The organism is Vibrio hippocampi, assembly GCF_921292975.1.
Taxonomy (GTDB): Bacteria; Pseudomonadota; Gammaproteobacteria; order Enterobacterales; family Vibrionaceae; genus Vibrio; species Vibrio hippocampi.
In genome coordinates, this window is record NZ_CAKLCM010000001.1 from 149,341 (window position 1) to 161,059 (window position 11,719).

Here is an 11,719-nt window from a genome sequence, read left to right on the forward strand (position 1 = left end):
TGGTAGCGTTAAAGCTAAAAAGGTAATGCTGTGGGAACGAAAAGATTCATATCTCTATTTATTATATTCACCACACTTGTTACGTTTTCTTGTAGAGCTAGCGATGCTGCTTTTATTGAGAAACAAACGGTTGAAGCTCGACAGATGCTGAAGGATTACGCACTGTTAAACTGTTTGCGTGAAATAGAGCCAAGCAGCATGTTAGCGAAAGACTTAAGCTATGCGCAAAGCTCCTTTTCATTTATGGGGAGTGGGCAACATCGTATTATTCAAGACGAAGAAACATTTGAAACAAAGTACGACCCATATAAAGCAGTGCGTGATTACATACAAAATGAGTCAAAAAAAGCAATTGGTCATATGAAAAGTGGAGCGACATCGCGCAGTGTAGGATGCCTGAATGTATATCATTCTACGGAGTTTAATCACTTTATATCTAAACAAGACAGTTATATTTATAATTGACCATGATAGTGCATATTTTGGAGTGTTAAAGCTCAATACTCAGTACAAAGGTTTTAAAGATCAGCACCTTGATATTTTCCAAGCTTAGGGAACTATCATTGCATTAACTGGACCAACCCCTATTTACAAAAACGACGCCTTGTTAGGCGTCGTTTTTGTTTATCCATGAATCAATTACATTAACCACTTCCACCAGATGAACAGGGCTAAGAAACCAAATAGGTAAACCAAGCCGAGAATCGACAAAGCTTTGAGCCTTTTACTTAACTGAAGTTCTGCGGGTAGCTCGGTTTTTGAAACTAACAGATAGTTCAACAGCGCGAATATTGGAGTGGTGACAAACGCCATAACCATCGCAAAGTCCAGCATCGGCATTAAGGCTTTGACAAAAAAGGCAATGATTGAAATTGCCGACACAGACACAATAATCACCCAAACCTGAAACGCTTTTGGACTATTTTCAGGTTTGTTTTGCAGTAGGCGCTGTGATTCCTCAATTGCTCTTGAATAGCCATCAATAACAGTAATGGTGCTACCAAAAATACAGAAGAAAGCGATGATGGCGACCAAATAGCGAGACCACTCCCCAATGGTTGAGGCGTAGATGCTCACCAACTGATGAGAAAAACCAATACCTGATGCAGAAAGCTCAGTGCCCGAGCCATGAATCACCAGCGCGCCTAGGGCAACAAATACGATTGCTAAAATTGCGGTGCCAATATAGCCAACATTAAAGTCAAACAGTGCCGACTTAGCCGTCACAGTCTGCTTTTTACACTGACTTTTGAGCCAAAGCGAGGTGATGCTCGATATCTCGATAGGAGCTGGCATCCAACCCATAGTGACCACAAGAAAGCCGATGGCTGCCAAAGTCCAAGGAGACGGTGCTTGGTAGTCGGCAGGTGCAACACTGCCGTTTGAAGCCGCGATCACCAGTGCTGCGACCGTCGTTATGGTTAGGACCGTCATTATCGTTTTTGAAAGGCGATCGAGAGCCTTGTAGTGACCAGCAAAAAGAATGGCGATACAAACGCCTAAAACAAGGATACAGACTGGTAGCATGGCGAGTTCGAAAGGCAGGAAGTAGCTTAACAAACTGCCACTAAACAGCAACAAGGCCGCAGTGTTTACTATCGCAGAGATAACGTTGAGTATGGTAAAAGCCCAAAGATAGCCTCGACCAAGGTTAGAGTAGCCTTGGATCAGGCTTTGCCCCGTTCCCATGGTGTATTGCACGCCAGCCCTAAAGAAAGGGTATTTAAGCAGATTCACCAACAAGATAAGAATGACCAGTTGCCAGCCATAGATTGCCCCTGCTTTCGTGGAGGCAACAAGGTGCGAGCCACCAACAGCGGCAGCCGCCATCATAATGCCCGGACCAAGAGAGCGAATTAACTGTGACAAACCAGAGCGATGCTCTGGTGAAGTAGAGAGAGTTTTCTCCATAATAGAGTCCTTTCTAATTATATTTTTTGTAGAGGGTCTGTGTATTAATAATTTTACACTTTGTGTAAATATTTTATTTTGGAAGGTTAGTTCTACAGAGTTGCAGAGAATAATGCAATGAGGCGTTGCTATCACACAAACCTAAATTAGACGAATATTTTGCGTGAGGGTATTAGTTGGGTATAAATTTCATTATCGGCTTTTTTAGTGATTTTTAATTATGTCTTTTGTAATGAAAAAGAATATTAAAAATGGCAGTAAAGATAACTTTACTGCCATGATGACGAAATAATGTTCGGGAAAGCGGACTCGTTTTAGTGGTAGTTAAATCAGGCTTTTCGTTTTACCTGTTGAACAATCAGACCGATAACGATCAACACAAGACCGACTAGCGTTGATGGGTGGATCTCTTCACCTATGATGTAGGCAAGCAGCATCAATGAAATAAAGGGAGATGCGAAAATAAGGTTACTGATTTTGGCGGTATTTTGCGTGAGTTTGAGGGCGCTGAGCCAAAGAACAAAGGTGATCCCCATTTCAAACAGCCCGACATAGCTCAGTGCAAGCCACCCTTTGATGCTAATTTGTTGCCAACTCGCCCCTTCATAGATGGCGATAGCAAACGCAAAGGGGAGGGCGACTAAGAAACTCAGCAATACGCCTACCACAGGGTCGGCTTTGTTTTTGGTATTGATGATCCAATATCCCGCCCACAATAAGGTAGAAAGCAGTGCAAGCGCGACACCAGCAGGGCTACTAAACTGCAAACCCAATATATCGCCTTTTGTGGCGATAACCACAACGCCAAGATAACCCAATAGACAAGCGACCCAATCTTGAGGGCGTATTTTCTGCTTTAGAAAAACCGCAGCCATTAAGGTTAACGTTATTGCCCAGCTATAGTTGATCGGTTGCGCTTGTGATGCGGGCAGAAGATCGTACGCCTTAAATAATATCAGATAGTAGGCGAGTGGGTTGATCAACCCAACGATGAGGTAGTAGCAAGGATTAGCGGTAAAGGTATCTTTAAGCTGGTTGAGTGTGCCTTGTATTGCGCAGACCGCAATCAGAGCCAACGTTGATACCAATGACGCTGCCGCCACCATCTGGATTGGGGTAAATTCCGCCAGGGTAAGCTTAAAAGCGGTTGCTACGGTTGACCAGAGAAGTACGGCAGCAAGCCCATAAATCAAAGCTTGACGTTCATTATGCATAGTGATGATTGTGCAATTTAGTGTTTGAAAGCAGGCATATTACCAGTGATTAGCCTAGGCAAAGTAGAACAATTTGAGTGAGATAAATCATAACCTTGGTATTTGGCAATAAGCGATACTACATATGGACATTTATCCAGTATAAATTATCATTGCAGATAGGTGAATTGATATGGCTAACCAATAATGCAGTGGATTTTACAACATCAAATTTGGCTTCTTGTTGCCTTGGCTTCTGGGGCTTCAATAATGGCGATCGGTTTTGCAGTTGCCTGCCTGCGAGCGCAACAACGCCTTGATATGTCAACCCAACAAGCGGAGTTACAGCAGCAATCGGCGCAGCAAGAAATTGCAAGGCTAAAAGTGGATTATGAACAAGCCAAACAAGAGCTTGATGAGCTAGACGACGAACGCGATAAAGCCGCGTTCGAGTTAAAGCAAGCTCATGGCAAGGTGATGGCGGCGATGGAAAAGCTACGGTACTTCGACGCGATTAAGCAAGAGCGCCAAGATTATGCGCAAGAGCTTGACAATGAGCGCCAGCAGAGAGCGGAAGCTGAGGCTAGATTAAGAGAACAAATCGCCACCTACCAAGCCAATCAGCGCTCGGACAAAGAAAAATTACAGTTGCTAGAGCAGTCAGAAGAGCGTTTAAAGCAGCAGTTTGAGGCGTTAGCCAATCAGGTGTTTGAGGAGAAAACCGCCAAGGTTGATATTCAAAATAAACAGAGCTTACAAACCTTGCTGTCCCCACTCAAAGAGCAACTGGAAGGCTTTCGAAAGCAGGTCAACGATAGCTTTAGTTTTGAAGCTAAAGAGCGTCATACCTTGGTTCATGAGTTGAAAAAACTGCAACAACTCAATGATCAGATGACTCAGGAAGCGATGAACCTCACCCAAGCTCTTAAAGGCGATAATAAGCAGCAAGGTAACTGGGGCGAAGTGGTATTGGCGCGTGTTTTGGCGGAGTCTGGATTACGAGAAGGGCATGAATACGAAACCCAGGTAAATTTGCAAAACGAGGCGGGTAAACGTTATCAGCCGGATGTCATTGTTCATCTGCCGGATGATAAACAGGTAGTGGTTGATTCTAAGATGGCGCTCGTTGCCTATGAGCGCTACTTTCATGCCGACACTAACGACCAGCGTGATGGCGCTTTGAAGGAACACTTGCAAGCGCTGAGAAACCATATCAAAGGCTTGTCAAATAAAGACTATCACCAATTAAAAGGCATACAGTCACTGGACTATGTGCTGATGTTTATTCCTGTCGAACCGGCTTTCCAAGTCGCGATTCAAGCGGATCCGAGTTTGGTCAAAGACGCCATGGAACAAAATATCATTTTAGTGAGCCCGACAACTTTATTGGTTGCACTGCGTACCATAGATAATCTCTGGCGTAATGAAAGACAGAATCAGAATGCGCAAGTGATCGCCCAGCGTGCAAGTAAGCTCTATGACAAGATTCGTTTATTTGTCGATGATATGGAAAGCTTAGGGGGAGCCTTGGATAAGGCGAACCAGAGTTATCAAGGGGCGATGAACAAACTGGCGACGGGTAAGGGCAATATGCTGCGACAAGCAGAGTCATTTAAACGGTTAGGCGTTGAGGTAAAGCGTCCCATCTCTCCTAGCTTGACAGAAATTGCACAAAATGATGCTTTGTCTGAAAGACAAGCCGAGATGGATAAAGTAAACTGAATCACTGCGATGCAGTGGGTGTTGCATCGCGTAATAGGATGAATAATGACGGATATTATTGTGCAATCGAATCAGCCAACTCAACAATCTACAGCTTCAGTAAAGGATGAAACCACTCACTTTGGTTTTGAAACAGTCGCAAAAAACGAAAAAGTAACCCGTGTCGCGGAAGTCTTTCATTCCGTTGCTGCAAAATACGACATCATGAACGATCTAATGTCTGGTGGAATCCACCGCCTATGGAAGCGTTTTACTATTGATTGCAGTGGTGCAAGACCGGGACAAAAGATCCTCGATCTTGGCGGCGGTACTGGTGATCTGACCGCGAAGTTTTCACGCATTGTAGGCGATAAAGGCCAAGTGATTTTGGCTGATATTAACAACTCAATGCTCAATGTGGGTCGCGATAAGCTACGAGATTCTGGCATTGTCGGCAATGTGCATTACGTGCAGGCCAACGCCGAAGAACTGCCTTTTCCAGATAACCACTTCGATTGCATCACCATCAGCTTTTGTCTAAGAAACGTCACCGACAAGGATAAGGCGCTCCGTTCTATGTATCGTGTGCTTAAGCCGGGTGGTCGACTATTGGTGTTGGAATTCTCCAAGCCAACCATCAAAGCCGTTTCAAAGATTTATGACGCTTATTCATTCCATTTATTACCGAAAATGGGTGAATGGGTTGCCAACGACGCAGAAAGCTACCGTTATCTTGCCGAGTCGATTCGTATGCACCCTGATCAGCAAACCCTTGAAGCTATGATGCAAGACGCAGGTTTTGAGCAGACACAGCACTACAACCTAACCGGTGGTATTGTTGCTTTGCACCGAGGTTACAAATTCTAGGAAACCCACTATGCCTTTTGAGCCGTTAATGACTGCAGTGGTGGAAACCACGTTAAACACTTTGATCAAAGAAGATGATGAACTGGTGCGCCGTTTATCTCGACTCAAGGGGCGTGTTATTCAGATCCACTTCCGTGAGTTGAATAAGTGTTTAACCTTTGTGTTTAGCCAACAGATCGACGTTTTGTCTCAATATGAAGCCGAACCAGATTGTTATCTGTCTCTTAATCTCTCGGTATTGCCTCAACTCAGAGATCAAGCCAATATCACCAAGCTTATCAAACAGGATCAGTTACAGCTTGAGGGCGATATTCAACTGGCACAAGCCTTTTCCGCCCTATTGAGCGATTGTCGCCCCGATCCGGAAGAGTGGCTTTCTAAATTACTCGGGGATGTTGCGGCTCATACTATGGTGCGCGGTGCCAAAAGTACCTTTGATTTTGTCTCAACGCAGATGGATAAACACCAACGACATTTAGGTCAAGTGGTCACCGAAGAGTGGAAACTGGCTCCGAGTCCACTTGAGATCGCGGCTTTCTGTGATGACGTTGATGTGACTCGTGGTCACAGCGAACAGTTGTCACAAAGAATTGAAAAACTACAAGAGCAAATCACCCTCGCAGAATTAGAACAGAGTCGGAGTGTGCATGACGCCGAGTGAAATAAGACGCCTGTATCGCATCGCTAAAGTTCAATTAGAGTATGGCTTAGATGAGTTGATGCCCAATCATCAACTAGCAAAAGCGCCATTGTTTGCTCGAAAATGCCTGTTCTGGCTCAGAAATAAACATCCAGATAAACCTTTAGGTGAGCGTCTTCGTCTCGCATTGCAAGAATTAGGACCGGTCTGGATCAAATTTGGTCAGATGATGTCGACCAGACGTGATCTGTTCCCTCCTCATATCGCGGATCAGCTCGCTTTATTACAAGATCAGGTATCGCCATTCGATGGTGAGTTAGCGAGATCTCAGATGGAGCAGGCTTTGGGTGGTTCAATCGAACAGTGGTTTGATGATTTTGATGTCACCCCTTTAGCGTCAGCGTCGATTGCACAAGTCCATACGGCTAAGCTGAAATCCAACGGCCAAGAAGTGGTACTTAAGGTGATCAGACCGGATATTAAGCCGGTGATCGATGCTGACCTCAAGCTGATGTATCGTCTGGCTCGCATTGTTGCCAAAGCGCTGCCTCAAGCGCGACGATTAAAACCGATAGAAGTGGTTCGCGAGTATGAAAAGACCCTGATTGATGAACTAGACTTGCGCCGTGAAGCCGCCAATGCCATTCAATTAAGACGTAACTTTGAAGGCAGTGCTGAGCTGTATGTCCCAGAAGTGATGCCAGACTTTAGTAGCGAAAACCTCATGGTTTCTGAGCGCATCTATGGCATTCAAGTGTCTGATATACCGGCTCTAGAAGCCAATGGTACCAATATGAAATTATTGGCTGAGCGCGGTGTAACGGTATTTTTCACTCAGGTATTTCGCGACAGCTTTTTCCATGCCGATATGCACCCGGGCAACGTGTTTGTCAGCTATGAGCATCCAGAAAATCCAAAATGGATCGGCTTAGATTGCGGCATTGTCGGTACCCTTAATGCGGAAGATAAGCGCTATCTGGCGGAAAACTTCTTAGCATTTTTCAATCGAGACTATCAGAGAGTCGCGCAGCTGCACGTTGATTCTGGTTGGGTGCCTGCCGATACCAATGTGGACGAGTTTGAATTTGCCATTCGCATGGTGTGCGAACCCATTTTTGCTAAGCCTTTGTGTGAAATCTCATTTGGTCACGTACTGCTGAATCTGTTTAATACCGCGCGTCGATTCAATATGGAAGTGCAGCCTCAACTGGTTCTGTTGCAAAAAACCTTACTCTATGTTGAGGGATTAGGTCGTCAACTCTATCCACAATTGGATTTATGGGAAACCGCCAAGCCATTTTTAGAAAAGTGGATGGCTAACCAAATTGGTCCGCAAGCATTTTTAAACGGTATTAAAGATAGAGCTCCGTACTGGGCGGAAAAATTACCGGAATTACCAGAGTTACTGTACGATAGCCTAAAGCAAGGCAAAGCGATGAATCAGCGAATCGATACGCTTTATCAAGGGTATCGAGAGACAAAGCGTCAGCATGGCGTCGGTCAATTACAGTTTGGTGCCGGAGCAACCTTGATTGTCTGTGCCGCTGTTTTACTGGATAGCCCATACTCACAGCTTTCTTTGGTCTCGGCTGTTGCAGGTATAATTTTTTGGTTGTTTAGCTGGCGAACCTATCGTGGTTAACGCAGGTGTTAGATAAACTAGCATAGCGAGGCAACTTAGGTATAAACTTCTAGTTAATTTAAATTGTTAACTCAATTCGGAGTAGAACAGATGGGTGGTATTAGTATTTGGCAACTTCTTATCATTGCCGTGATCGTTATTTTGTTGTTTGGAACTAAAAAATTGCGTGGCATTGGTGGTGACCTTGGTGGAGCTGTAAAAGGCTTTAAGAAGGCGATGAATGAAGACGAAGCGCCAAAAAGCAAAGATGCTGACTTCGAACCGAAAAACATCGAGCAGCAAAAAACTCAGTCAACTGAAGAAGTAAAAAAAGACAAAGAGCAGGCATAACACGTGTTTGATATCGGTTTTTGGGAACTGGTACTCATCTCGGTGGTTGCTCTTGTTGTGCTTGGTCCCGAGCGCTTGCCGACGGCAATTCGTAGTGTGTCGAGTTTTATTCGCACCGCAAAAACGATGGCAAATAATGTCAAAGACGAATTGTCCCATGAGCTGAAAGTTCAAGAGCTACAAGAGAACCTTAAAAAGGCTGAGAAAATGGGGATGGACGACCTTTCTCCAGACTTACAGCGGTCGGTGGATGAACTCAAACAGGCCGCAAAAGAGGTGACTCGCCCTTATGCCAGTGCGAATAACAAAGCGACATCAGACTCAAGTAGTGAGCCGTTAAGTCAGAATGAATCTGCTTCATCGCAACCTGTGATGCAAACCAGTCAAGATGACCCAAAAGGCGCAACGAAGAGTGAATAAAGCGCTTTAGACTTTGTTAAGCGAGACCGATAAGGGCTCGCTGTTTTATTTTTGAGGTTTACATGTCTTCTGTAGAACAGACACAGCCCTTAATTAGCCACCTGCTAGAGCTACGTAATCGCTTATTACGAGCCATTTGTGCTGTGCTAGTGGTATTTGTCGCTTTGATCTACTTTTCTGGCGATATATACGACATTGTTTCTAGCCCGCTCGTCGAGCGTCTGCCGGAAGGGGCGACGATGATTGCGACCGATGTCGCGTCACCATTTTTTACCCCGTTAAAGCTCACGCTGGTCGTGTCGGTATTTATTGCAGTGCCTTTTATTCTTTATCAGATTTGGGCATTTGTCGCACCGGGACTCTACAAGCATGAGCAACGACTTGTGATGCCTTTAATGTTCTCAAGCTCGATTCTGTTCTACTGTGGCGTTGCTTTTGCCTACTTTGTGGTTTTCCCGCTGGTGTTTGGCTTTTTTACGGCTATCTCTTTGGGAGGCGTAGAATTTGCCACGGATATCTCTAGCTATTTGGATTTTGTCTTAGCACTATTCTTGGCGTTTGGGATTGCCTTTGAAGTGCCTGTCGCCATTATCCTATTGTGCTGGACAGGGGCAACCAATGTCGAAAGCCTGAAGCAGAAACGCCCTTATATCGTTGTGGCCGCATTTGTGGTCGGTATGATGCTGACACCACCGGATATGATCTCACAAACCTTACTAGCCATTCCAATGTGTTTACTGTTTGAGGTCGGTCTGTTCTTTGCGCGCTTCTATACTCGCAAAGAGGAAGATACCGAGTATTCTGAGGAATAACGGAAAGTTGCAGCTATGTTTCTTTATATCGGTGATATCAAGAGGCATAGCTGATTCATCATTTGAGCTGAGGCTGACAAGGCTTAGCTGAGGTTAAAAAGGCGTTTCGCATTGTGGGTGGTTTTTTCTAGCACCGCTTGCACATCCCACTCTTTACACTGTGCCACTCTTTCTAACACCAGTTGAGTATAGGCAGGCTCATTACGCTTACCACGATGTGGAACCGGGGCAAGGTAAGGGCAGTCTGTTTCCAGTATCACATAATCCAGATCTAGCTCTGGAATCACCTTATCCATTCCTGAATTCTTAAAGGTTGAAACGCCGCCTAATCCAAGGTGAAAGCCGAGTTTGTTAATCGCTTTTGCCTCTTCGATTGAACCTCCAAAACAGTGAAATACCCCGCGCAGGCTGCCATCTTGTTGTGATTCAAGCAGTGTGAGTGTTTCTTCAATCGAGTCTCGGGTGTGGATCACGACGGGTAAGTCTTTCTGTTTTGCCCAATCTAACTGGGTAATAAAGGCGTGTTCTTGCTCTGCTTTATAGGTTTTATCCCAGTATAAGTCGATACCAATTTCGCCAACAGCAATAAACGGATGCTTATCGAACCAAGCATGAATCTGTGCCAGAGTCTGTTCGACATTGCCATCGACGTAGCAAGGATGAAGCCCCATCATTGAACGACAAAGATCGGGATAACTTGCTTGTGTTGTGAGCATCGGTTCAATCGAGTCGAGGTCGATGTTGGGCAGCAAAATATATTCCATTCCTGCAGAGCGGGCTCGGGCAATAACTTGCTCTCGATCGCTATCAAATTCAGCCGCGTATATATGGGCGTGTGTATCTATCATAATGGTTGTACAGAGTTTGTCAGTTTGCATGAGTATACTTGAGTGACCTCAAGATGCTAGGGTGATATGCTCTATTTGGCATGAGTTAATTCAAGGAGAATAAAGGTGTCAGTAGCGATCCAAAGCCAATTTCCAGCAAGACGTATGCGTCGTATGCGTAAGCATGATTTTAGTCGCCGCCTAATGGCAGAAAATACCCTGACCGTGAATGATCTGATTTACCCAATGTTTATCTTAATGGGGAAAAATCGTCGTGAAACGGTAGACTCTATGCCTGGAATTGAGCGCCTTTCTATCGACTTAATGATAGAAGAAGCGAAATATCTAGCGAAATTGGGTGTACCTGCCATTGCACTGTTTCCGGTAGTGAATCAGGATGCAAAAAGCCTCTGTGCTGCTGAAGCGTTTAATCCGGAAGGTCTGGTTCAGCGAGCAGTGCGAGAGATCAAAGAGCATGTGCCTGAGATGGGCGTGATTACTGATGTGGCTCTTGATCCGTTTACCACTCATGGTCAAGACGGCATTATTGATGACGAAGGCTATGTACTCAATGATGAAACAACAGAAGTCCTTATCAAGCAAGCTTTGTCGCATGCAGAAGCGGGCGCTGATGTAGTCGCTCCATCGGATATGATGGATGGTCGAATTGGACGCATTCGTGAAGCGCTTGAAGAGGCGGGTTATATTTACACTCAAATCATGGCTTATTCGGCAAAATATGCCTCCAACTACTATGGTCCTTTCCGTGATGCGGTCGGTTCATCGGCGAATCTCAAAGGTGGTAATAAGAAGAACTACCAAATGGATCCTGCCAATAGTGATGAAGCCTTGCATGAAGTTGCAATGGACATCAACGAGGGAGCCGATATGGTAATGGTAAAACCGGGAATGCCTTATTTAGATGTGGTTCGTCGAGTTAAGACCGAACTGCAAGTCCCAACGTTTGCCTATCAGGTATCTGGAGAGTATGCGATGCATAAAGCCGCGATTCAGAACGGTTGGTTAAAAGAAAAAGAAACCGTGCTTGAGTCTCTGCTCTGCTTTAAGCGTGCAGGTGCCGATGGGGTACTGACTTATTTTGCTAAGCAAGTTGCCGAGTGGTTAGCAGAAGAATCGTTAGCAAAAAATAACGGCGAAGCGAAATAGATTGTAGATAGAAATAGATTGTAGATAGAAATAGCTATAGATAAGCGATGAATGAGTCAGAGTCGGCATAGTGCCGACTCTTTTTTATGAGTTTGTTAGATGCAGATCGCGTTAATTAGCATTTAATGAGAAAAATTATCAATTAGCACTTGCGCATTCAAATGCGAATGATTACTATTAACTTGTCTTGAGCGAAGTCGGTTTTATTT

11 protein-coding genes and 1 pseudogene are annotated in these 11,719 nt (G+C 44.8%); 9 read left to right on the plus strand and 3 right to left on the minus strand.

Features of this window, described 5'->3' with window-relative positions:
- Nucleotides 1-30: 30 nt before the first annotated feature.
- Complete coding sequence (locus L9Q39_RS00750) at nt 31-465, plus strand: hypothetical protein (protein WP_237483257.1); 435 nt, start codon at nt 31-33, stop codon at nt 463-465.
- 174 nt (nt 466-639) lie between these two features.
- On the opposite strand, the gene L9Q39_RS00755 is transcribed toward L9Q39_RS00750, so the two are convergent.
- Nucleotides 640-1,911: an Nramp family divalent metal transporter gene (locus tag L9Q39_RS00755; protein WP_237483258.1), complete on the minus strand. Its 1,272-nt coding sequence runs from the start codon at nt 1,909-1,911 to the stop codon at nt 640-642.
- A 329-nt stretch (nt 1,912-2,240) separates the two neighbouring features.
- Nucleotides 2,241-3,125 carry a DMT family transporter gene (locus L9Q39_RS00760; protein WP_237483259.1) on the minus strand — a complete coding sequence of 295 codons (885 nt, stop codon included), beginning with the start codon at nt 3,123-3,125 and terminating at the stop codon, nt 2,241-2,243.
- Nucleotides 3,126-3,311: 186 nt separating this feature from the next.
- Between L9Q39_RS00760 and rmuC the strand changes: the two genes are divergently transcribed.
- The 7 genes and pseudogenes from rmuC to tatC all read left to right on the plus strand — a co-directional run bounded on the left by rmuC (nt 3,312) and on the right by tatC (nt 9,516).
- Nucleotides 3,312-4,826: a DNA recombination protein RmuC gene (rmuC, locus tag L9Q39_RS00765; protein WP_237483260.1), complete on the plus strand. Its 1,515-nt coding sequence runs from the start codon at nt 3,312-3,314 to the stop codon at nt 4,824-4,826.
- A gap of 45 nt (nt 4,827-4,871) precedes the next feature.
- The gene (gene ubiE / locus L9Q39_RS00770; protein WP_237483261.1) at nt 4,872-5,672 is read left to right on the plus strand and encodes a bifunctional demethylmenaquinone methyltransferase/2-methoxy-6-polyprenyl-1,4-benzoquinol methylase UbiE; all 801 of its coding nucleotides are present in this window, start codon (nt 4,872-4,874) and stop codon (nt 5,670-5,672) included.
- A gap of 10 nt (nt 5,673-5,682) precedes the next feature.
- Nucleotides 5,683-6,333, plus strand: a complete 651-nt coding sequence (locus tag L9Q39_RS00775; RefSeq protein WP_237483262.1) for a ubiquinone biosynthesis accessory factor UbiJ — start codon at nt 5,683-5,685, stop codon at nt 6,331-6,333.
- Nucleotides 6,320-7,954, plus strand: coding sequence for a ubiquinone biosynthesis regulatory protein kinase UbiB (ubiB, locus tag L9Q39_RS00780; protein ID WP_237483263.1), 1,635 nt, complete (start codon nt 6,320-6,322; stop codon nt 7,952-7,954). The genes L9Q39_RS00775 and ubiB overlap by 14 nt, the downstream gene beginning before the upstream one ends.
- Nucleotides 7,955-8,044: 90 nt before the next feature.
- Nucleotides 8,045-8,284, plus strand: a complete 240-nt coding sequence (tatA, locus tag L9Q39_RS00785; protein ID WP_237483264.1) for a Sec-independent protein translocase subunit TatA — start codon at nt 8,045-8,047, stop codon at nt 8,282-8,284.
- A 3-nt stretch (nt 8,285-8,287) separates the two neighbouring features.
- Nucleotides 8,288-8,618, plus strand: a pseudogene (gene tatB, locus L9Q39_RS00790) (Sec-independent protein translocase protein TatB); the annotation flags it as partial.
- Nucleotides 8,619-8,766: 148 nt separating this feature from the next.
- The gene (gene tatC, locus L9Q39_RS00795; protein ID WP_237483266.1) at nt 8,767-9,516 is read left to right on the plus strand and encodes a twin-arginine translocase subunit TatC; all 750 of its coding nucleotides are present in this window, start codon (nt 8,767-8,769) and stop codon (nt 9,514-9,516) included.
- Between the two features lie 83 nt (nt 9,517-9,599).
- Here tatC and L9Q39_RS00800 read toward each other — a convergent pair whose 3' ends face one another.
- Entirely contained in the window at nt 9,600-10,364 is a 765-nt protein-coding gene (locus L9Q39_RS00800) for a TatD family hydrolase (protein ID WP_237483267.1), read from the minus strand.
- A 105-nt stretch (nt 10,365-10,469) separates the two neighbouring features.
- Here L9Q39_RS00800 and hemB point away from each other — a divergent pair, with 105 nt between their 5' ends.
- Nucleotides 10,470-11,510 carry a porphobilinogen synthase gene (hemB, locus tag L9Q39_RS00805; RefSeq protein WP_237483268.1) on the plus strand — a complete coding sequence of 347 codons (1,041 nt, stop codon included), beginning with the start codon at nt 10,470-10,472 and terminating at the stop codon, nt 11,508-11,510.
- Nucleotides 11,511-11,719 lie beyond the last annotated feature (209 nt).

Bases quoted from the DNA above. Each gene is read 5' to 3' on its own strand.
- L9Q39_RS00775 (WP_237483262.1), top strand. From the start codon at position 5,683: ATGCCTTTTGAGCCGTTAATGACTGCAGTGGTGGAAACCACGTTAAAC.
- L9Q39_RS00800 (WP_237483267.1), bottom strand. From the start codon at position 10,364: ATGATAGATACACACGCCCATATATACGCGGCTGAATTTGATAGCGAT.
- ubiB (WP_237483263.1), top strand. From the start codon at position 6,320: ATGACGCCGAGTGAAATAAGACGCCTGTATCGCATCGCTAAAGTTCAA.
- tatC (WP_237483266.1), top strand. From the start codon at position 8,767: ATGTCTTCTGTAGAACAGACACAGCCCTTAATTAGCCACCTGCTAGAG.
- L9Q39_RS00755 (WP_237483258.1), bottom strand. From the start codon at position 1,911: ATGGAGAAAACTCTCTCTACTTCACCAGAGCATCGCTCTGGTTTGTCA.
- rmuC (WP_237483260.1), top strand. From the start codon at position 3,312: ATGCAGTGGATTTTACAACATCAAATTTGGCTTCTTGTTGCCTTGGCT.
- tatA (WP_237483264.1), top strand. From the start codon at position 8,045: ATGGGTGGTATTAGTATTTGGCAACTTCTTATCATTGCCGTGATCGTT.
- ubiE (WP_237483261.1), top strand. From the start codon at position 4,872: ATGACGGATATTATTGTGCAATCGAATCAGCCAACTCAACAATCTACA.
- L9Q39_RS00760 (WP_237483259.1), bottom strand. From the start codon at position 3,125: ATGCATAATGAACGTCAAGCTTTGATTTATGGGCTTGCTGCCGTACTT.